This window comes from Variovorax sp. EBFNA2, assembly GCF_033802765.1.
GTDB classification, from domain to species: Bacteria; Pseudomonadota; Gammaproteobacteria; order Burkholderiales; family Burkholderiaceae_C; genus Variovorax; species Variovorax paradoxus_H.
Window position 1 is genome coordinate 4776618 of sequence record NZ_CP138496.1, and the last position, 21290, is coordinate 4797907.

General features: G+C 65.3%; 20 protein-coding genes. 7 read left to right on the forward strand and 13 right to left on the reverse strand.

The features are described from left to right. Position 1 precedes the first annotated feature (1 nt). The 8 genes from RZE79_RS22440 to RZE79_RS22475 form a co-directional block, all read right to left on the reverse strand. The gene (locus tag RZE79_RS22440) at positions 2-286 is read right to left on the reverse strand and encodes a VirB3 family type IV secretion system protein (protein ID WP_319356903.1); all 285 of its coding nucleotides are present in this window, start codon (positions 284-286) and stop codon (positions 2-4) included. Beyond that, positions 283-615: a TrbC/VirB2 family protein gene (locus tag RZE79_RS22445; RefSeq protein WP_319356904.1), complete on the reverse strand. Its 333-nt coding sequence runs from the start codon at positions 613-615 to the stop codon at positions 283-285. Before RZE79_RS22445 ends, RZE79_RS22440 begins: the two co-directional genes overlap by 4 nt. Further along, positions 612-1670, reverse strand: coding sequence for a P-type conjugative transfer ATPase TrbB (gene trbB / locus RZE79_RS22450; RefSeq protein WP_373696498.1), 1059 nt, complete (start codon positions 1668-1670; stop codon positions 612-614). The genes RZE79_RS22445 and trbB overlap by 4 nt, the downstream gene beginning before the upstream one ends. Then, positions 1654-2124, reverse strand: coding sequence for a CopG family transcriptional regulator (locus tag RZE79_RS22455; RefSeq protein WP_319356905.1), 471 nt, complete (start codon positions 2122-2124; stop codon positions 1654-1656). Before RZE79_RS22455 ends, trbB begins: the two co-directional genes overlap by 17 nt. Continuing rightward, a complete protein-coding gene (locus RZE79_RS22460; protein WP_319356906.1) occupies positions 2121-4121 on the reverse strand; it encodes a conjugal transfer protein TraG in 2001 nt (666 codons plus the stop codon). The genes RZE79_RS22455 and RZE79_RS22460 overlap by 4 nt, the downstream gene beginning before the upstream one ends. A gap of 263 nt (positions 4122-4384) precedes the next feature. Further along, entirely contained in the window at positions 4385-5272 is an 888-nt protein-coding gene (locus RZE79_RS22465; RefSeq protein WP_319356907.1) for a LysR substrate-binding domain-containing protein, read from the reverse strand. A 166-nt stretch (positions 5273-5438) separates the two neighbouring features. After that, complete coding sequence (locus RZE79_RS22470) at positions 5439-6344, reverse strand: AraC family transcriptional regulator (RefSeq protein WP_319356908.1); 906 nt, start codon at positions 6342-6344, stop codon at positions 5439-5441. A gap of 487 nt (positions 6345-6831) precedes the next feature. Further along, the gene (locus tag RZE79_RS22475; protein ID WP_319356909.1) at positions 6832-8340 is read right to left on the reverse strand and encodes a sigma 54-interacting transcriptional regulator; all 1509 of its coding nucleotides are present in this window, start codon (positions 8338-8340) and stop codon (positions 6832-6834) included. A 256-nt stretch (positions 8341-8596) separates the two neighbouring features. Between RZE79_RS22475 and RZE79_RS22480 the strand changes: the two genes are divergently transcribed. The 7 genes from RZE79_RS22480 (at position 8597) to RZE79_RS22510 (ending at position 15881) form a co-directional block, all read left to right on the forward strand. Beyond that, positions 8597-9799 carry a substrate-binding domain-containing protein gene (locus RZE79_RS22480; protein ID WP_319356910.1) on the forward strand — a complete coding sequence of 401 codons (1203 nt, stop codon included), beginning with the start codon at positions 8597-8599 and terminating at the stop codon, positions 9797-9799. A gap of 116 nt (positions 9800-9915) precedes the next feature. Then, on the forward strand, positions 9916-11409 hold the full coding sequence (locus RZE79_RS22485) for a hypothetical protein (RefSeq protein WP_319356911.1): 1494 nt from the start codon (positions 9916-9918) through the stop codon (positions 11407-11409). Positions 11410-11430: 21 nt separating this feature from the next. Next, the gene (locus RZE79_RS22490) at positions 11431-12201 is read left to right on the forward strand and encodes an ABC transporter ATP-binding protein (protein WP_319356912.1); all 771 of its coding nucleotides are present in this window, start codon (positions 11431-11433) and stop codon (positions 12199-12201) included. Next, on the forward strand, positions 12198-12932 hold the full coding sequence (locus RZE79_RS22495; RefSeq protein WP_319356913.1) for an ABC transporter ATP-binding protein: 735 nt from the start codon (positions 12198-12200) through the stop codon (positions 12930-12932). Before RZE79_RS22490 ends, RZE79_RS22495 begins: the two co-directional genes overlap by 4 nt. Then, positions 12929-13948, forward strand: a complete 1020-nt coding sequence (locus tag RZE79_RS22500) for a branched-chain amino acid ABC transporter permease (RefSeq protein WP_319356914.1) — start codon at positions 12929-12931, stop codon at positions 13946-13948. The genes RZE79_RS22495 and RZE79_RS22500 overlap by 4 nt, the downstream gene beginning before the upstream one ends. Before the next feature lie 11 nt (positions 13949-13959). Further along, entirely contained in the window at positions 13960-15030 is a 1071-nt protein-coding gene (locus RZE79_RS22505; RefSeq protein WP_319356915.1) for a branched-chain amino acid ABC transporter permease, read from the forward strand. Continuing rightward, positions 15027-15881 (forward strand): alpha/beta hydrolase, encoded by an 855-nt coding sequence (locus RZE79_RS22510; protein WP_319356916.1) that lies wholly within the window; start codon positions 15027-15029, stop codon positions 15879-15881. Before RZE79_RS22505 ends, RZE79_RS22510 begins: the two co-directional genes overlap by 4 nt. A 327-nt stretch (positions 15882-16208) precedes the next feature. Here the strand turns inward: RZE79_RS22510 and RZE79_RS22515 are convergent, their stop codons facing one another. The 5 genes from RZE79_RS22515 to RZE79_RS22535 all read right to left on the reverse strand — a co-directional run bounded on the left by RZE79_RS22515 (position 16209) and on the right by RZE79_RS22535 (position 21279). Further along, the gene (locus tag RZE79_RS22515) at positions 16209-17354 is read right to left on the reverse strand and encodes an ABC transporter substrate-binding protein (protein ID WP_319356917.1); all 1146 of its coding nucleotides are present in this window, start codon (positions 17352-17354) and stop codon (positions 16209-16211) included. A 52-nt stretch (positions 17355-17406) separates the two neighbouring features. Further along, positions 17407-18864 (reverse strand): NAD-dependent succinate-semialdehyde dehydrogenase, encoded by a 1458-nt coding sequence (locus RZE79_RS22520; RefSeq protein WP_319356918.1) that lies wholly within the window; start codon positions 18862-18864, stop codon positions 17407-17409. Continuing rightward, positions 18864-20018, reverse strand: coding sequence for an iron-containing alcohol dehydrogenase (locus RZE79_RS22525; protein WP_319356919.1), 1155 nt, complete (start codon positions 20016-20018; stop codon positions 18864-18866). Before RZE79_RS22525 ends, RZE79_RS22520 begins: the two co-directional genes overlap by 1 nt. Before the next feature lie 13 nt (positions 20019-20031). Then, a complete protein-coding gene (locus RZE79_RS22530) occupies positions 20032-20154 on the reverse strand; it encodes a hypothetical protein (RefSeq protein WP_319356920.1) in 123 nt (40 codons plus the stop codon). A 180-nt stretch (positions 20155-20334) separates the two neighbouring features. Further along, positions 20335-21279 (reverse strand): cyclase family protein, encoded by a 945-nt coding sequence (locus RZE79_RS22535; RefSeq protein ID WP_319356921.1) that lies wholly within the window; start codon positions 21277-21279, stop codon positions 20335-20337. Positions 21280-21290: the final 11 nt, after the last annotated feature.

The following is a 21290-nucleotide window of genomic DNA, read 5'->3' on the forward strand; positions in this document are numbered from 1 at the left end:
CTCACACATCCAGCAGCGGTCGCTGCTTGATGTGCCGCGCGAAGACCTGCATGAACTGCGGGTCCAGCCGCGCGCCCCAGACGGCCAGCGCATGCCCGACGGTCCAGAGCGCCACGCCGGGCAACCAGAGCTGCAGGCCTAGACCGACCGCCGCGGCCAGCGTGCCGTTGGCGATCGCCACGGTGCGCGGCGCGCCGCCCAGCAGGATCGGCTCGGTGAGAGAACGGTGCAGTGGAATATCGAAGCCAGGCGCGATGCCCGGCGAGAAAGCGGTCGACTCGCTCATGCCAGCACCGCTCCACCCGAGAAACTGAAGAAGGTCAGGAAGAAGCTGGAGGCGGCGAACGCGATCGACAGGCCGAACACGATCTGAATCAGGCGGCGGAAGCCGCCGCTGGTGTCGCCGAAGGCCAGCGTCAGCCCCGTCACGATGATGATGATGACCGCGACGATCTTGGCCACGGGCCCCTGGATCGAATCGAGGATCGACTGCAGCGGCGCCTCCCAGGGCATGTTGGAGCCGGCCGCCTGCGCGGGCAGCGCGACGGTCAGCAAGAGCGCTGCCGCTACAGCCGCGTGCAGCAGCCGCTTTGCGGAACTGCGTGAAATCGTCATGACGGTTCTCCAGAAGACGACGGGGTTGAAGGGCGAGGACGAGATGAAGAGAGCAATGGGAAGCCGGGCACCGCTGAGGTATCGAGCTGGTAGCCGTCGTTGTCGTGGCCGATGACGCGCGCGATCTCGCGCACCCGCCGGGTGCGGCCGCGCCCGGCGATGAAGACGATGACGTGGACCGCCTCGGCGATCAGCGCGCGCGGCACGGTCACCGAGACCTCCTGCACCAGTTGCTCCAGCCGCGTGAGCGCGCCCAGCGCGGAGCCGGCATGCACCGTGGCGATGCCACCCGGATGACCGGTGCCCCAGGCCTTGAGCAGGTCCAATGCCTCGGCGCCGCGTACTTCGCCGACCACGATGCGGTCGGGCCGCAGCCGCAGGGTGGCGCGCACCAGGTCGGCCATGGTGGTCACGCCCGGTTCGGTACGCATGCTCACCTGGTCGTCGGAGCGGCATTGCAGCTCCACCGTGTCCTCGAGGATCAGCACCCGGTCGCGTGTCTCGGCGATTTCGTCGAGCAGCGCGTTCGCCAAGGTGGTCTTGCCCGTGCTGGTGCCGCCCGCCACGACGATGTTCAGGCGCTCGCGCACGGCCTGCCGCAGGAACGCGGCCTGGTCTCCCGTCAGGATCCCGTCGGCCACGTACTGCGCCAGACTCATGATGCGCAGTGCCCGCTTGCGGATCGCGAACGAAGGGGCGCGCACCACCGGCGGCAGCACGCCCAAGAAACGCTCACCGGTCTCGGGCAGTTCGGCCGAGAGGATCGGCATGCCGGCATGCACCTCGGCGCGCACGTGCGCGGCGACGAGGCGGATGATGCGTTCGGCCACGGGCGGCGGCAGCGCAGCGCCGGCCGGCGCGCGGCCCGTGCCGAGCCGGTCGACCCAGAGCGAGCCATCGGGATTGAGCAGCACCTCCGCAACCTCCGGATCCGCAAGGGCTGCCGCGATCTCCGGCCCCATGGCCGTGCGCAGCATGCGGATGCGTCGGGCGACCGCGCCGTCCGCGGTGGCGCCGGTCGGCGACCCGGAAGAGCGGTCAGAGGGCTCGAGCATCGGCGGCCTCCTCCGGTTCCTCCTGCCCTGCCTGCATTGGCGCTGCCTCCGGCTCGATCTCCTCATGGACCTCCCGTACCAGACTGCGCCCGCGCTGCAGGTGCCGCCCGAGCTGCGCGACGAACTGGGCAAAGCGGGCGCGACCCTGCGCGCGAGCGGCTTCCTGCTGGCCTTCGGGTACCGGGATCGAGACGGTAAGGAAGTAGCGGATGTACAGCGCCACCGTCTCGATCAGGATGTTCTGGTCGCGTTCGAGCCGGTCAAACTGGCGCGAGAGACGGTCCAGGCGCTTGGCGATCGCCGCCTCGCGCTGGTCGCCCCCATCGGGCGACAGGAACGACGCCAGCGCGGCCGCGACCACTGCCGACTTCGACACGCCCTTGTGCACCGCCAGACGATCCAGCCGTTTGGCATGCTCCGGCTCGATGAAGATGTTGAGGCGCGCCCGGCTCATAGCGCAATTCCGTCGTCGGGGTCCAGCGCTGCCAGGCGCGCGGTACGCGTGAGCTGACGGTCCACGTCGCGCGGACGCAGGGGCACGTCGTCCTCGTCATCGAGCGCCAGCAGGCCATCGCCTTCCGGCTGTGCCGGCGTGTCGCGCACGACCTCCAGCTCGGGCTTGAGCTGGTGGCCGCCCCCATCGGCAAGGCCATCCGCATCGACTGACGACAAAGACTCGGGAGCAGCCAACAGCGCCAGTCCGCTCCAATCGTCGGGCCGTGCCATTGGCCGGTCTGTGTAGAGCCCCGGAGCCAGCACCGGCGGAGGCAGCACACGCTGTGTGAAGTTGCGGTCCTGGTAGTAGCGCAGCTTCCTGGCCCTGATCGGCGGATGGCCCGAGACCATCACCACCGCCTCGTCGGGCGGCAATTGCATCACCTCGCCCGGCGTCAACAATGGCCGCGCCGTCTCTTGGCGCGAGACCATCAGATGGCCCAGCCATGGCGCGAGCCGATGCCCCGCGTAGTTGCGTTGCGCACGCAACTCGGTGGCCGTCCCCAGCGCCTCCGAGATGCGCTTGGCGGTGCGCTCGTCGTTGGTCGCGAAGGCGACGCGCACGTGGCAGTTGTCGAGGATCGAGTGATTCGGACCATAGGCCTTGTCGACCTGATTGAGCGACTGCGCGATCAGGAAGGCTCGCAGGTCGTAGCCGGCCATGAACGCCAGCGCCGACTCGAAGAAATCGAGTCGGCCCAGCGCCGGGAACTCGTCGAGCATCAGCAGTAGCTTGTGAAGACGCGCGATGCCGTCGGAGCCGTCCAGCGATTCGGTGAGTCGCCGGCCGATCTGGTTGAGGATGAGGCGGATCAGCGGCTTGGTGCGGCTGATGTCCGAGGGCGGTACCACGAGATACAGCGACACCGGGTGTTCCGCGGAGATGAGGTCGGCGATGCGCCAGTCACAGCGCGAGGTAACTTCGGCCACGGTGGGATCGCGGTACAGGCCCAGGAAGGACATGGCCGTGGACAGCACGCCGGAGCGTTCGTTCTCGCTCTTGTTGAGCACTTCGCGGGCAGCCGAGGCGACGACTGGATGGACGTCCTCGCCCAAGTGCCGTGTCGTCATCATCCGATGCAGCGTGACCTCGAAGGGACAGGCCGGATCGGACAGGAAGTTGGCGACGCCGCGCAGCGTCTTGTCCTCGCCGGCATACAGCACATGCAAGATCGCACCGACTAGCAGCGCATGGCTGGTCTTCTCCCAGTGGTTGCGGCGCTCGAGCGCGCCTTCGGGATCGACCAGGATGTCCGCGATGTTCTGCACGTCGCGCACCTCATGGGCGCCGCGACGCACCTCGAGCAGCGGGTTGTAGGCCGCCGAGCGCACATCGGTTGGGTTGAACAGCAGGCAGTGTGAGAAGCGCGCGCGCCAGCCGGCTGTGAGATTCCAGTTCTCGCCCTTGATGTCGTGGATCACGGCCGAGCCGGGCCAGGACAGCAGCGTCGGCACGACCAGCCCCACGCCCTTGCCGGAGCGTGTGGGCGCGAAGGCCATCACATGTTCAGGACCGTCATGACGAAGATAGGCACCGTCCTTGCCCGATGTTCTGCCGAGGAACACGCCTGCCGGCTTCATCAGACCGGCCTTGACGATCTCCTCGCGCTCAGCCCAGCGGGCGGAGCCATAGGTCGTGACGCGCCTGGCCATCCGCGCCCGCCATACCGCCATCGCGATGGCGACGCTTGTGGCCGACATCCCGCTCGATGCAGCGATGCCCCCTCCACGCTCGAACACCTGGGGCGCATAGGCATCGTAGAGGTACCACCACTCGAATAGCTTCCATGGCTCGTAGACCGGCACACCGGAAACCTCGAACCACCGGGGTCCGAGCTTTGGCTGGTAACCGAGCTCTTGCGCCGTCCACTGCGTGGCGCCCCACATGCCACCCAGCGCGACGCCGAGCACCACGAAAATCTGTCCGAAAAGGATGCCGGTCGCTGCTGTCGGCATAGGGCGCCACCTCTCAAGCGTGTGTGTTCCAGAACATGCATGCCACTGCGGCACGTAAGCATGAGTCTGGGATCAAGCCGCCGCGAGGCACACCCGGTGGGGCGTGGCGTGGCGTACGCTGGCGTAGGCTGGCCGCGACTCCTTCTCCCGCTGAGTGCACGAGCCTTTTGGCTGTCTCGGCGGGGAAGCATTCCAGCAGCAGGTCGGCACGTCCACAGCCTTTGGCGCGAGGCAGTAGACCTTGACAGGCGCGCATGTAACGTTCAGTGGAAATCAGTGGCGTGGGTAAGGAATCGTTGCAACGATTCGGGCCTGCCGTTTCGCCGGCGCTTGTGCAGCACGTAGGTAGTGAAGTGCACGGGTTCGGCGAGTGGCACGACCACGACGTCAGTCCGCCGCAGTGCCCGCATGTGATCGGCGTCTGCCACGCCGACGCCCTGACCTGCTGCCACACGGGTCAAGTAGCCAGTCAAAGTGCGAGCTTCCCCGGCGATCATCGGCGCCAAGGAGTGCTGCCGAAAGATTGCCTCCATCTGCTGACAGAGTCCTGGGTGGTAGGCGGCATTGCAGGCGATGGCGGGGAATGAAAAAAGCTCGGACAGCGAAATCACCTCGCGCGCAGCGAGTTCATGGACCAGCGGCAGCAGCGCCACGACGGGGCTCACCCAAGCGGGCTCCTGGGCAATGGCTTCATCGCCGGGTAGGCCTAAGGAAAAACCCACGTCCACCTCTTCACTGCGCAGCCCGGCCAACAGTTCCGTTGCGCCCATTTCTGTGAGTTCCAGTGGGATGCTGGGGGACACGGCCTGCCAGCGGGTCAGACATTCAGCCAGCTTCGGCTGCGCGGTGCTGTCGTCCACGCCAATGCGCAAGGGCTCGCGATGGCGGGCGTCGGTTTCTCGAACAACGCGCTTGGTGCGCTCCAGGCGAATAAAAAGCCCGCGCGCGTGATTGAGCAATTTGATCCCGGCCGGTGTGAGCTGGAGTCTGCGCGGTGTGCGGACGAAGAGCACCACGCCCAGCCGTTCCTCCAGGTCGCGGACGGTGCGCGACAACGGGGTCTGGTCGATGTGGATGCGCTCAGCGGCGCGGCGGAAGTTGAGTTCCTCGGCCACAGCAATGAAATAGCGCAGATGCCGCAGTTCGATCATCGGATGTTGACTAAGTCCAAACGAGAGCATCGCCGGCGGCCCTCAAGGATCGCCGCCGCCGATGCATATCGGTCTCGGGTGCGTAGCGGCCCTGGGGTGGCATGCCTGCTGCCAAACGCCGATGACGCGGCAAAAAGGGGCGTGATGGCTTTCGGCAGTCGGGGCGTCAGCGTTTCGCCACCCGAGGCAGTTCCCCAAACCGATCCTTGTAATAGCGGGCAAAAAGTCCTGGATTAGAAAACTGCCATTTGTGTGCCACCTGCGTGACCGTGGTTAGGCCGCTCCCCACGCGCAGTTCATGGCGCGCAGCCTGGAGCCTTCGGTCAAGGGTGTAGCGCCACGGCGGCTTCCCGAAGTGCTTGACAAAGCCGAGCCTCAGCGCGCGCACCCCAATGGAAGCCGCCGCGGCGATGTCCACGACGCTGATCGGCTCGGCCAGATTCGCGTCGATGAATTCGCATGCACGCCGGAGCGAGCGCGGCAGAGCGATTTCGTGGTTGAGATACCGGGAGTGTGAATGCGGCCACAACGTGAGAAATTCGAGCAAAAACCAGTGCGTGCGCGCGCGTTCGAGCACCTTGTTCGCGTACATCGACCCTTCATGCAGGACATCGAGCATGGCTCGCAAGCGTTTGGCTTGGCTCGTATTGCCCGCGATCCTCGGCGAAAAAACAGGCGCGCTGTCGACCTCGATGCCGAACAGTGCTTGGGTGGAGCGCAGCAATGCGGAAACTGGAATGCAGGTGTTGCGCAAGTCGCCGGGCGGGGCGACCTCTACTCGGCCGCACCATTCGGGCCGAAAAATGATCAAGTCTCGCGAGCGAAACGCTTGCTCTCCTAGAACGCCGTCGCAACTCCGCGGCTCGGTGATGATCAACGTTCCCCGCGTTTCATCCACATCCCAAACCATGCTGGTGTTGTACGACACGCCGCCGAGCAACAGTTCTCCGGAAGACTTGCCGAAAACCGATACATCCAGCGGTCCAGCGCCAAAGGACTTGACCTTGTGGTGCGCGAACAATCGACTTGTCACGGCCACGACCTGATTGATGTCGCCGGTTCTCAGTCGCAATTCTTCAGGCTCCTCGGTTCTTCGATCCTTGCACATACCTACTCCATCGACATCGGAAGGATGCCGGGCAGCTTCTGGAGCCGTCAAGTCCACCCGTCCCAATGTCCTGAGCGGACGGTCGTCTGCAGGAAGGTCAGCGCATCAGCCGTTCCGCGCGAACCACATAGGCAAGTTCTTTGCCGCAAAGAGTGCCTTGAACCAGAAAGACCAACGCACGGTTTCCCCTCCGATGTGGTGGGTGACAGGCCCCGGTAGAAACACTCACCGGCTTACCTGATAGAAATACTAGAAAGGCGTCGACTCAGGCGATATTCGAAAGAGGAAGCGGCGCTGTCAAAAATGGGAAAACGTGCTTGGCGATCCCGAGCGCGAAGTTGGATCAGTTCGGGCGTTTAATGCCAAAGGCTGCGCCGAATCGCCGGTCAAGAGCCAGCCGAGGCCCGACGAGATTGGCTACCGGGGAGCAAGAAAAGTTGCAGTGCGATTTTCATGCGCCTTCGGCATCGCCCCCTGCTGCGAGTTTCTCGTACAACGCCGCACGAGAGATGCCGAGCAGCCGCGCGGCGGCAGCCTTGTTGCCCTTAGTGGCGGCAAGGGCCACACGAATGCTCTGAGCTTGCGCCTCCGCCATTGCCTGCTGCAACGGCTTGACCGCCGCTCCGATACATGCGCTGGGGACGGCGGGAGGCCCCGAGTCGTTGCCCTGCATGACAGCGCCGGCAAGATCGCGTGACGCAGGCTGCCCCGGCTTGGCTGCCGCTTGAAGCAGTCGCTCGAAGTGCAGTGCCTCGAGCACGAGGTCGTCGGTCATCAGCGACGCCTGCTCCAGCACATTGCGCAGCTCGCGCACATTTCCCGGCCACGGCCGGCTTGCCAACAACTCCATGGCATCGGGTCCGACAGCCCTCGGTGGCAGCGCGCTCCGGCGTGCGATGTCTTCCGACAATGCGTCCACCAGGTCGGGCAGATCTTCCAGCCGCTCGCGCAGCGGCGGCAGGCGGATCGGCATCACGTTGAGCCGGTAATAGAGATCTGCGCGGAAACGTCCGTCCTCCACCATCGCCTCGAGATCGCGGCTCGTTGCGGAGACGATGCGCACATCGACCCGCTCCACACGGTTACTGCCGAGAGGCTCGATCTCCTGCTCCTGCAAAACCCGCAGCAGCTTGCTCTGCAGCGCCATCGGCATATCGCCGATCTCGTCGAGGAACAGCGTGCCGCCATCGGCCACCTTGAACTTGCCATCTCGCCCTTTGCGGTCGGCACCCGTGTAGGCTCCCGGCGCCACGCCGAAGAACTCGGCCTCCAGCAGCGTGTCTGGGATGGCGGCGATGTTGACACTGACGAAGCGGCCGGCGGAACGCCGGCTCGCGGCGTGCACAGCATGCGCAAGAAGCTCCTTGCCCGTGCCCGTCTCGCCAAGAAGCAGCACCGTGGTGTCTGTGGCAGCGACGCGCCGCACTTGGCGCTTCACCTCTGCGACCGCAGCGCTGCTGCCAACGAAACTGGCGAGGGAATACTTCGGGCGCCGCTCGGCCGCCAGTCGGCGCCGAGTGTCCTCGAGTTCGCGCTGCAGATCGACAAGCTTGCCGATCAGCGGCTGCATTGCCCCGTCCGGCTGGTCGGCGAGCACCAGAGACACCCCGCCGATCACGTTGCCTTGCTCGTTGCGCAGAGGCAGCCGGCTGACAAGGAAGGCGCCATACTGGTTGGTCAGCAGATCGACGACCACAGGTATGCCCGTGTCGATCACCTTGCCCATGAGCGAGTTGGGCACGACTTCCTCGATCCGCCGGCCGATGATGCCGGAGTCTGCGAACGGCCCGAGCGCGATGAAGCGTTGGTAGCCCTCGTTGAACCAGACGATGCGGTGCTCACGGTCCAGCACGATCATTCCCATCACCGCTTCGGCAAACGTGGCAAACATCCGCTGCGCGGCGAGCTGGAGCACACCGCCAGGGTCGAGCGCGTCAGTGGAGTCGAGATCGGGCGTCATGGCGTCCATCAAGTGTAAGCGCGGGCTGCCGCCTGCTTGCCATGTTGACCACACAGTCGCGCCGCCGTCCGCCCAACAAGACAGTTGTCTGGTGTGACGACCACCCAGACATGGCCGTATGTCAGCCGCTCAGGACAGCACGGCGGCCTCCGGGAGCCGCGCTGCAATGCGCTCCCTCGCAGCCACGGCACTTTCAGCTCGTGGCATAGGCCTTGCAATCCATCGAACGGTTTGACCATAACTCAAGGAGACTTCCATGCCATCGAACACGCGCCGCCATGTGGCCGCGGTTGCCATCGCCGCGCTGCTGCCAGGACTTTTTTTGCCAGCTTCCGCCCAGGCACCAAAGGAAATCCGGATCGCGCAGATCCATAGCCTCACTGGGCCACTGGAAGCCTACGGCAAGCAGGCGCAGACTGGCTTCCAACTGGGCCTTGAATACGCTACTGGCGGCACCATGGCGGTGGCCGGCCGCAAGCTCGTAGTGATCGAGCGCGACGACCAAGGCAAGCCAGACGTAGGCAAGAACTTGCTGGCCGCCGCCTACTCCGACGATAAAGCCGACATCGCGGTCGGCGCCACGTCGTCCGCCGTCGCGCTGGCCATGCTGCCGGTGGCGGAGGAATTCAAGAAGGTCTTTCTCGTCGAGACGGCGGTTGCCGACTCCATCACCGGCGAGCGCTGGAACAAGTACGTCTTCCGCACCGCGCGCAACAGCTCGCAGGACGCGATCGCCAACGCTGTCGCGCTGGACAAGGACAACGTGCACATCGCCACGCTGGCGCAAGACTATGCATTCGGCCGCGACGGCATCAAGGCCTTCAAGGAGGCGCTGAAGAAGTCCCGCATCGTGCACGAGGAATACCTGCCGATGACGACCACCGACTTCACCGCCGGCGCCCAGCGCATCATCCAGGCACTCAAGGACAAGCCCGGCCGCAAGATCATCTACGTCTACTGGGCCGGTGCGGGCAATCCCCTGAAGATCGCGGACATGGACCTCAAGCGCTACGGCATCGAGATCGCGGCGGGCGGCAACACACTCCAGGCGATGGTGGCCTACAAGCCGCTGGCTGGCATGGAAGGCGCGAGCTATTACTACTTCGGCCTGCCGAAGAACAAGGTCAACGATTGGCTGGTGTCCAACCACTACAGCCGCTACAAGGCTCCGCCGGACTTCTTCACGACCGACGGGTTCAATGCCGCCGTCGCGGTGGTCGAGGCACTCAAGCGCACCAACGGCGACACCAGCACCGGGAAGCTGATCACCGCGATGGAGGGCATGAGTTTCGATTCGCCCAAGGGCACGATCTCGCTGCGCAAGGAAGACCACCAGGCAATGCAGTCGATGTATCACACGCGCATCAAGGACGACCCCGCGTTCGCCTGGGGCGTGCCGGAGTTGATCCGTGAAATCAAGCCCGAAGAGATGAGCATCCCGATCCGCAACCAGCGATAAGCGCTTTGGAAGAGGCGCCCCGGCGCTTCTGAACCACCCATCCGCAGGAACGGGCCCGGCCCGTGCTTCGGCGCATGCGGCGTCGGCAAGAAAAACAATTAGTTAGGAGACTTGCAATGAAAATTCACGCGCTTCTTGGCTTGGCCCTGGCCATCTCGGCCCTGGCTACATCGTTCCCGGCTCAAGCGGTTGTGATCGCGCTACCGTCCTTCAACGTGGACACCAGTCAGACCACCGTGTCGGGCATGTCCTCGGGAGGCTATATGGCCAGCCAACTGGGCTATGCCTTCTCCGCCACCTTCAAGGGCGTTGGCGTGTTCACCGGCGGTCCGTACAGCTGCGGTGGGCACTACCCCGCCAGCAACTGCATGAGCAATGCCGTGGTCAGCGCCAGCATGATCAACACGATGCAGGCCGACATCAACAACTGGAGCGGCACGAGCATCGACGACAAGATCAATGTCGCCAACCAGAAGGTCTTCCTGTGGGTAGGCAACAGTGACACGACTGTCGGCCCCAACGAGATGAACGCGGTCAAAACGTTGTACCAGAACAATGGCGTGGCGGCGGCCAACCTCGACTACATCAAGCGCGACAACACCGCCCATGTGATGCCAACCGATTTCGATGCGGCGGGCAACAGCGCTTGCAACAACTCGTCCTCACCCTACATCAGCAACTGCGGCTTCGATGGGGCCAAGGCGGCGCTTAGCAAGTTCTACGGCACGCTGAACGCGCGCAACGACGCGCCTGCGCCCGGCAATTACATCGAGTTCGACCAGAGCGCCTTCATCAACAGCAATCCGGGAATGGCCCCCAACGGCTGGCTCTATGTACCGGTCAACTGCAGGGCCGGCGCCGTCTGCAAGCTCCATGTGGTCCTGCATGGCTGCGCGCAGAACTACACCACCATCGGCGACAAGTACCTTAAGAACACCGGCTATGCCCGTTGGGCCGATACCAACAGCATCATCGTGCTGTTCCCGCAGACGAAGAACGACAGCACCTATCGCACGACGACGGCCAGCGGCTGGCTCGCCAACACCGGCGGCTGCTGGGACTGGCTCGGCTGGTACGGCTCGAACTTTGCGCAAAAGACCGGCACGCAGATGTCCGCTATCAAGGCGATGGTGGACAAAGTGTCAGCAGGCGCAAGCGGCGCCGGCACGCTGCCCGCGCCGGTGGGCGTCAGCACCTCCAACGCAAGCGCCAGCAGCATGACAATCGGCTGGGCCTCGGTCGCTGGCGCCAGCGGCTACAGGGTCTATCGCGGCGGCGCCCTGGTCACGGCCTCGCCGGTCGCAGCCAGCCCGTACAACGATAGCGGTCTGGCTGCGGACACGACCTACAGCTGGACTGTGCGCGCGGTCGATGCCAATGGCGCCGAAGGCGCGACCTCCGCTCCGGCGTCGGGTACGACCACCCGCAGCGATAACACCTGCTACACCGCCTCCAACTTCGCCCACACGATGGCCGGCCGTGCCTATGCGAGCTACGGCTATGCCTTTGCCTACGGTTCCCTGCAGAACATGGGTCTGTGGAGCAGCGCGGTCATCACCTCGCTGAAGAGGACCGGTTCGAGCCACTACGTGATCGGTACCTGTCCTTGATCTTGTCCCTGATAGAGAAACATGCTTGAAACCAAGAACCTAACGATTCGCTTCGGCGGACACGTGGCGGTCAACGCCGTGTCCTGCAGCTTTGCCGCGGGCACACTGACCGCCATCGTCGGCCCCAACGGCGCCGGCAAGACGACCTACTTCAACCTGATCTCCGGCCAGTTGCCGGCCACCGAAGGCGAGGTGTGGCTGGACGGCGAGGACGTGAGCCGCTTGCCCGCACCGCTGCGCGCTCGGCGCGGGCTGGGCCGCGCCTTCCAACTCACACAGCTGTTCCCGCATCTCACCGCGCAGGAGAACGTGCGACTCGCAGTGCAGGCGCGCGAGTCGGGCCGCCACGGCGGCGGCTTCGACCTCGCGCGCGTGTGGCTGGACCGGCGTGCCTGGATCGACGAGGCGCAGGCCCTCCTTGAGACGGTGCGTCTGCTCGGCAAGGCCAACGTGCTCGCCAGCGCGCTGGCCCACGGCGACCAGCGCAAGCTCGAGGTCGCGCTCCTGATCGCCCTAGATCCCAAGGTCTACATGTTCGACGAGCCGACGGCGGGGATGAGCGTGGACGAAGTACCGGTGATCCTGGACCTCGTCCGGCAGCTCAAACAGCGACGCGATTGCGCGGTCCTGCTGGTTGAACACAAGATGGACGTGGTGCGCGAGTTGGCCGACCGCATCATCGTCCTGCACAACGGGCAGTTGGTGGCACAAGGCGAGCCCGGCGCCGTGATGGCGTCGGCCGTCGTGCAACAAGCCTATCTCGGCGTCGTGCCACAGGAGCAGCCCGCATGACCGCCTTGCTGCATTTGAAGGAAGTCCACACCCACATCGGTGCTTATCACATCCTCCACGGAGTGAATCTGGAGGTGCAAGAGGGCAAAGTCACCATGCTCCTGGGCCGCAATGGTGCCGGCAAGACCACCACGCTGCGAACGATCATGGGACTCTGGCGTGCCTCGCGCGGCGCGTTGCACTTCCGCGGCGCGCCGATCGGGGCGCTGGCCACACCGGAGATCGCGCGGCTCGGCATTGCCTATGTGCCGGAAAACATGGGGATCTTCGCCGACCTGACGGTCAAAGAGAACCTCTTGCTCGCGGCGCGAGCGGCAGCCACTGCCGACGCACTGGACAAGGCGCGTCTGGAGTGGGTCCTTTCGCTCTTTGCCGCACTGAAGAAGTTCTGGCTTTACCCGGCAGGAAAGCTCTCGGGTGGCCAGAAGCAGATGCTCGCGATCGCCCGCGCGATCATCGAGCCGCGCGATCTGCTGCTGATCGACGAGCCCAGCAAGGGGCTTGCGCCTGCGATGGTTCAGAACCTGATTGCCGCATTCGCCGAGCTGAAGCGGCAGCGCACGACGGTGCTGCTCGTCGAGCAGAACTTCGCAATGGCCAAGGCCATCGGCGACCACGTCGCCGTGATGGACAACGGGCGCATCGTGCACACGGGCGCGATGTCCGACCTGGCCGACAACGAAGCGCTGCAGCAGCGGCTGCTCGGTCTTTCTTTAGGAGTACACCAATGACCACCGCCACTTTACCCACGCCTTTGGCCGCAGTGCCGCAGGCGCGCTTCGACCTGCGGCCTCTGGCCCTGCTTGCATCACTGGCGGCACTGGCGCTCCCTGCGGTCGGCCACCCCGGCACCTGGGTGACGCTGACCGTCGCCGGCCTGGCGATGGGCATGATCATTTTTCTCGTCGCGTCTGGCCTCACGCTGGTGTTCGGGCTGATGGACGTCCTGAACTTCGGTCACGGCGTGTTCATCGCCTTGGGTGCCTATGTCGCCATGACCACCATGCTGGCGCTGGGCGCCTGGGTCGGCAGCGAATCGCTGTGGCTGAACGCTGCCGCAGTGCTCGCCGCAATGCTCGCCGCCGCGGCAGTCGTGGCGGTCTCCGGGCTCGTCTTCGAGCGGCTGCTGGTGCGCCCCGTCTACGGCATGCCGCTCAGGCAGATCCTGGTCACCATGGGCGGCCTGATCATCGGCGAGGAACTGATCAAGGTATTCTGGGGGCCCGACCAGCTGGCCGTGCCGCTGCCGCAGGCGCTGCGCGGTTCTTTCTCGTTCGGCGACGCGTCGGTCGAGAAGTACCGGCTGCTGGCGGTCGCTGTCGGGAGCCTCGTCTTCGTGGCGATGTTATGGGTGCTGACCCGCACCAAGGTGGGCCTGCTCGTCCGCGCCGGCGTGCAGGACCGCGAGATGGTCGAGGCGCTGGGCTACCGGATACGGCGGCTCTTCATCGGCGTATTCGCCGCCGGTTCGGCACTGGCTGGCCTGGGTGGGGCGCTTTGGGCGCTGTACCAGCAGAGCGTGGTGCCGCAGATCGGCACTCAGGTGAACGTGCTGATCTTCACCGTCATCATCATCGGTGGACTCGGATCCACGTTCGGCTGCTTCGTGGGTGCCCTGATGGTGGGCTTGGTCGCCAACTACACCGGCTTTCTGATGCCCAAGCTCGCCCTCTTCTCCACCATCGCGCTGATGGTGGCCGTGCTGCTGTGGCGGCCGAACGGCCTCTATCCCGTCGGGCAGCATTGAGCGCACGCACCATGATCAACCGACTGCTCTCCCACGACATGCCGCGCAGCCGCTGGCTTGCGCTGGCTCTGGTGCTCATTGCCCTCGCGCTGACTTTCGCGCCGTTGCTCTTTCCCGGCCACAAGGCGCTGGGCGTCGCCGCCAAGGCGCTCGTTTTTATCCTGCTGGTGGCGAGCTACGACTTGCTGCTCGGCTATACCGGTGTGGTGAGTTTCGCGCATACCATGTTCTTTGGCATCGGTGCCTACGGCGTGGCGATCGCCAGCAGCCGCCTCGGCGCCGGCGCGAACTCGGTGCTCATCGGGCTCGGTGCGGCATTGTTGCTCTCACTGCTGCTGTCAATGGCCATTGGCCTCTTCAGCCTGCGGGTGAAGGCGATCTTCTTCGCGATGATCACGCTGGCGGTTGCATCGGGCTTCCTGACGCTGGCCTCGCAGCTGAGCCATATCACGGGCGGTGAGGACGGAGTCAGCTTCCGCACCCCCGAATGGTTGTCTCCCTCGTTCGAACTCTTCGAGCAGCCGCTGCTCGGCGTGACGATCGACGGACGCGTGCTCACTTACTACCTCTTGCTCGTGGTGGTCGCGGCGAGCTTCCTCGCCCTGCTGCGCATCGTGAATTCGCCGTTCGGCCGCGTGCTGCAGGCCATTCGCGAGAACGACTTCCGGGCGGAGGCGCTCGGCTTCCGCACGGTGGCGTACCGCACCGTGTCAAATGTGCTCTCGGCCTTGTTCGCGACGCTTGCTGGCGCGCTGCTCGCGCTGTGGCTGCGCTACACCGGTCCGGACACCACGCTGTCCTTCGAGATCATGCTCGACGTGCTGCTCATCGTCGTGATCGGCGGCATGGGAACGATGTACGGCGCTGTGGTGGGCGCGGCGCTGTTCGTGCTGGCGCAGAACTACCTGCAGGATCTGCTGAAGCTCGGCGGTTCCGTGCTGAGCGGCCTGCCGCTCCTGCCCCAATTCGTATCACCGGACCGCTGGCTGCTGTGGCTGGGGATCCTGTTCGTGCTGTCCGTGTACCATTTCCCGAGCGGCATCGTTGGCCGGCTGCGCATGTCGCGGAGATCCGAGCCATGACGCCGACATCGCACTATCTCCGCTGCGAAGGGCGCGAACTGCATTACACCGAGTGGGCCGGGCCGAACGCTGCGAGCGACGCGGTGATCGCTTGGCACGGCTTTGCTCGTACGGGCCGCGACATGGACGACATTGCCGCGCAGCTGGCGCAACGCTACCGTGTGATCTGCCCCGACACCATCGGACGCGGCCTGTCGCAATGGACTCCGGACCCTGCGAATGAATACACGTTGCCGTTCTATGTGCGGCTGGCCGCCTCGCTCGTCGACCAGCTTGGGCTGCCGCATTTCCACTGGCTCGGCACCTCGATGGGCGGCGCGATCGGCATTCTGGCCGCCGCCACGACACTCAGAGGCCGGCTGCGCCGGCTGGTGATCAATGACATCGGCCCGTGTCCGGCTCCTGAGGCCGTCCAGCGCATCCTCACCTATGCCAGCCGACCACCGGCGTTCGGCAGCGTGAGCGAACTCGAGGCGTACTTCCGCACCGTCTATGCGCCGTACGGTCACCTCTCTGACGCGCAGTGGCGACGCCTCACGGAAACCTCGGTGCGCCGGTTGCCCGACGGCCGCGTCACGCCGCACTACGACCCGGCCATCTCGATGCAGTTGCAATCAAGCAGTCCGGAAGGGCTGTGGCCAGCATGGGACAGCCTCGATCTGCCCGTGCTTTGCCTGCGTGGCGCGCACTCGGACCTTTTGCTGCCGGATGCTGCGGAGCAGATGCGCACGCGCGGACCGCTCGCGGTGGTGGTCGAGATCCAGGGATGCGGCCACGCGCCTGCGTTGAACACGCCGGAGCAGTTTGCGTTGGTCGAACGCTTCCTGGCCGGAGATGCCCGTTGGCCGTAGGCTGCTCAGCTCAAAGGGGCGGTGCCATCGGGCCGCGCCGCAAATGCGCAAAATGCCGCCGTTGTGGGATCCTGCACCAGCACGGCCTCGCCCCCGTCCGGCATGGTTCGGGTTTTCCTGCTGGCATACACACGTTGCTGATCGTCCCGCCCCGCAGATCTGATCGGTACAGGCGGACGGCAGCAGCGGTGAACGAATCGCCGCACTTGCCACAATCCGTACGGCCGCAGGACCAATCTACAGGCAGCGCTGCATGTGCATCTCGCACAATCCCATCCGCACCGAATGCATCGCCGGGCGCAATCTCTTCAGCGCCTCGCTCCGCCCCTAGCGCAGCACGGTACCGCCCGCGCCCAGCAGCGTCACTTCCACAAAGGATGGGCCCAGGTGGCTCGAGGCGGTGTACCGATAATCGATCTCGTCAAGGCTCTGGAGTTCGAAGCCTTCGAGTGCGCGCACGTAGCCGTCGCGCGTGAGATTGCGGCCTGCGCGCCGTAAGCCTTCCACAATCACCCGGCCGGTCATGAAACCCTCCAGGGCTTCGTAAGACAGGTTGTCTTTGTCGCCATGCAGCGTCATCACGGAGCGGAAGTTGCGCGCGGCGCGCGACGGGCCGCGTGGATGCGGCATCACCTGCGTGATCGCGATGCCGCGGACGTCAGTCTCTAGCAGCTCGGACAGCTTGGGCACCGATGTGACCGAAAGGACCCAGGGCGAAGGCAGCGCCGCCCGTGCTTGCGCCTTGTACTGCTTCATCAAGTCGGCCACTGTGCTCGGCGACGTGAACAGCAGCACGGCTTGGGGTGCAGCTTTCACGACCGTCGCGGCCATGCCCCGGCCGTCCCAGTTCTCCGCGGGGTGCGGAACGTCGGCCACCAATTGCGCTTGGAACCGCTGCGCCGCCTTCTGTGCAGCGGCCAGGGTGCTCTTGCCAAATGCGTTGTCCTGGTAAACGGCCGCGATGCGGCGTATGCCGATCGTCGCGAGATGCTCCACCATCTTCTCGACTTCATTGGAATAGGCCGTACGCGTGTGGAAGAGATAACGGTTGTGCACCCGAGCACCGTCGGCCCCAGTCAGTGCCCCCACCGCCGGCAGCCGATACTCTTCGAGCAGCGGCATCGCGGCCAGCGTAATGCCGGTGCCGCCGATGCATGCGAGTCCGAATACATCCGCACCCTGCCCGAACGCACGGACGTTCGCGAGTGCCCTCTCGATGACGTAGTTGTCCTCCCGGCGCACCACCGAGAGCTGGCGGCCATGCACGCCGCCTTGCGCATTCACCTGCGCGAAGCATGCGAGCAGCCCGTCGGTATAGTTTCGGTAGAGGCTGCCCCAGACACTGTCGAAGCCGATGGTCTGACCGAACACCACCTTGTTGTCAGAGACGCCTGGTTCGCTGCCGCGTGCAGCCACGATCCACGGCGCCGAGGCTGCCGCAGCACAGAATGCTCGTCTCCGGATGGGGGTCATTGGTGTCTCCTGTGACTGATCGACGCACTCGTTCGAGAGAACCGGCCGCGGCTCAGATCCCACCGTGGCAGACGTACTTGGTTTCGAGGTACTCGTCGAGTCCATACTTCGAACCCTCGCGCCCGACTCCCGATTCCTTGATGCCACCGAACGGTGCTACCTCGTTGGAGATCAGACCCTCGTTGACGCCGACCATGCCGTACTCGAGCCGCTCGGCGACACGCCAGGCTCGGCGCACGTCGCGCGTGTAGAAGTAGGCGGCGAGCCCGAAGGGCGTGTCATTGGCGAGCTGCACCGCCTCATCGTCGCTCGCGAACCGCATCAACGGTGCGACAGGCCCGAAGATCTCCTCGCGCACCACGGCCATCTCGCTCGTGACATCAGCCAGGACCGTCGGCGTGTAGAAGTTGCCCCCCAGTACGTGCACAACGCCGCCCGCGAGCACGCGTGCGCCCTGGCTCCGCGCCTCGTCCACCAAACGACCGACCTTGGCCACCGCACGGCCGTCGATCAGCGGGCCGATCTGCACCCCGGGCTCGATGCCGGCACCGACCTTCAGCTGTTCCACTGCGCGCACCAGCCGCTCGGCGAAGGCATCGAACACGGCCTCGTGTACCAGGAACCGGTTGGCGCAGACACAAGTCTGGCCCGCGTTGCGGTACTTGGAAGCGATCGCGCCCTGCACAGCAAGGTCTAGGTCGGCGTCGTCGAAAACGATGAAAGGTGCATTGCCGCCCAATTCCATCGAAACGCGCTTGACGGTGGCGGCGCATTGCGCCATCAGCAGCTTGCCAACGGGCGTGGAGCCGGTGAACGAGAGCTTGCGCACGACCGGGCTTGCCGTGAGCGCTCCTCCGACGAGCGCCGGCCTCGCAGTCGTGACAACGTTGAGCACGCCGGCCGGTATGCCGGCACGCTGCGCCAGTTCGGCCAGCGCCAGGGCCGACAGCGGCGTCGCCTCTGCAGGCTTCACGACCGAGGTGCAACCGGCGGCCAGTGCAGGCGCAACCTTGCGGGTAATCATTGCGATGGGGAAGTTCCACGGCGTGATGGCCGCAGTGACACCCACGCCCTGCTTCATGACCATCAGACGGCGGTCGGGCGTCGGTGCCGGAATCAGATCGCCGTAGGCGCGCTTGCCCTCTTCCGCGAACCATTCGATGAACGAAGCGCCGTACCGCACCTCGCCCAGCGCTTCGGTGAGCGACTTGCCCTGCTCCAGCGTCATGAGCAGCGCGAGGTCCTCTTCCGCGCCAATCACGAGATCGTGCCAGCGGCGCAGCAAGGCACTGCGCTCCTTCGCAGGTCGCGCGCGCCAGGCGGGCAGCGCGGCCTGGGCCGCGGCGACGGCGCGATCGGTGTCGGCGGCGTCCATGTCGGGAACGGCCGCGATCATTTCGCCGTTCGCCGGATTGCGCACCTCGTGCGATGCCCCGTCCCGCGCGGCGACCCACTCACCGCCGATGAACGCCAGGCACTTGAGCAACGCCGTATCTTTCAACTTCACCATCAGAAAGCCTCTTCGTAGAGCGCGAGCGCGTCGGCAAGCGCCACGTCGCGCGGGTTGTTAACCAGCAGGCGCTGGACCTTGAGTGCATCCTCCGCCAGCATTGCCAGGTCGCTGCGGTTCACGCCGACAGCGCGTAGGTTCTGCTCGAACGGCATCACAGCCACCAGCGCCGCCATGGCATCGACGAATGCCCGGGCGCCTTCGATGGGACCTTGGCCGGGCCGCGCCGCGCCGATGGCTTCTCCGAGCTGTGCGTAGAGAGGCGCCGCGTGCTCCAGGTTGAAGCGCAGCACCGGCCGCAGCACCAGCGCATTCGACAGCCCATGCGGCACGTGAAAATGGCCGCCCAGCGGATACGCCAGCGCATGCACTGCCGCCACCGGCGCGTTCGCAAACGCCATACCCGCCAGCAGCGAGCCAAGCAGCATGTGCTCGCGCGCCGTGCCGTTGCGCGGGTCTTCGAGCACCTTGCGCTGGTTGGCGTACAGCAGCGCCAAAGCCTTGAGTGCCAGCGCATCCGACACCGGGTTCTTCTTGTGGCGCGAGGTGAAGGCCTCGATCGCGTGCACCATGGCATCGATTCCCGTCATCGCTGTCAGGCGAGGCGGCAGGCCCAGCGTGAGGTGGCTGTCGAGCAGCGCGAAGTCAGGGTAGAGCAAGGGAGAGACCACGCCCTTTTTCTCGGAAGTCGGAGTGGTGACGATCGCGATCGGCGTCACTTCAGAGCCGGTCCCGGCGGTGGTTGGCACCTGCACAAGCGGCAGGCGCGGCCCCTGCGCGAGGCCTATACCGTAGATGTCCTGCAGTGCCGCCGGCGTGCGCGCCAGCAGGGCCACGAGCTTGGCGGTGTCCATGGAACTGCCGCCGCCAAAGCCCACGACGCCGTCGGCGCCCGCTTCGCGGGCGGCCCGTACAGCGGCGAGTACCCGCTCCTCGGGCGGATCGGGCAGCACGTCGGAATAAACCGTAGCGGTGATTCCCGCGACTCTTAGGCTTGCCAGCGCGGGCGCCAGCAGACCGGCCTGCAGCAAGGGTTGGTCAGTGATAAGGAAGAAATGGCGCACGCCGAGCCCGCGGGCGAATTCGGCGAGGCGGCCAGAGCCGCCCTGCTCGCAGACGATGCGCGGCGTGGTTTCGAAATTGAATCCGGTCATATGGGTTTTCTTGTCAGGCAGCGTGCGCCACGCCGCGTTGAATGCGCCAGACTTGGCCCACCAGGTCTGGCAATTGCTCGTTGTCCGATTCACTGAGCAGTACGGCCAGGCCGTCGCGCCCCAGTTCAGCCGCCATCTGAGTCAGTCGGCACGTTGGCCTGGGCCACCGGCTCGCACAGGGCGGAACGGTGACACACGCTTGCCGCCATCCGGCGGGTTGTGCACCTCCTGCATGCGGCCTGTCGCCAGCGATCCACTGCCGCCGATGAAGGCGTGGTGTTTGAGCAGCCCGCTGTCACATGGTGCCGGCGACTGCTTAGCGGATGGCGATCGGATTAATGATGCCCTGCACCCCGCCGGTCATGCGCGACACACCGAGCACGAACATGAACTCCCAGCCCTTGTCCTTGACCAGTTCGGTGGTGTCGATGTTCTCAAGGATGTAGATGCCGTGCTTTGGAATCAGGATCTGGTGTACCTCGAACACCCCCGCACCCTTCTCGGCGGGGATCACTTCCAGGGCCCAGGTGTCTGCGCCGACCGCCACCACCTGCTTGCTCGCGAGGTACTCGGCACCTTCTTTACCCAGGCCCGGTTCGGCGGAGATGTAGCGCTTGTCGTCCTTGCCCACCAGCTGCAGCCAGCCGGTGTGGAACAGCACGATGTCGCCCTTTCGGATTTCCACCCCCTGGCGCCGCGCTTGCTCATCGATCTCTTTGCGGTTGAACGCCGTGCCCTCCGGCACCGGGTTTTGGCCGAAGTACGCCGTCATATCCAGCACGACGCCTCGTGTGACGAAGGGCGGCAGCTTCTCGACCCCGAGCTTGCTCAGGCCGTTGGCCTGTACGAACTCGCTGTTCTTGTGGCAGTTGTAGTAGACGTTATCGACGCCGATGTGACCGAGGCCATCGATCTGCGAGCCCGTGCCGACGTAGCCCATGTAGATGTCGTCGTTGTAGTTGGTCTTGGTCGGGCCCAGGCCGACGCCGCCGACCTGCCCTGGCTGGTTGATCGCCAGCGCCCAGCTGCGCGGACCGAAAGCCGGCGTCTTGGAGTTGGTCTCGACCCCCAGCCGGTAGGCCTTGCCGGTCTTCACCAGCTTTGCCGCCTCCAGCGCCAGTTGCGGAGTCAGCAGGTTGGCCGCGCCGACCTCGTCGGCCGGACCGTATTTCGAACGGCACCATTCTTGCGCCGATGTGCCGGCAGCAAGCGTCGCCAGGGCGAGCGCCGCCGCGAGGCGGGTCATTGCAGATATCGACATTCCAGTCTCCT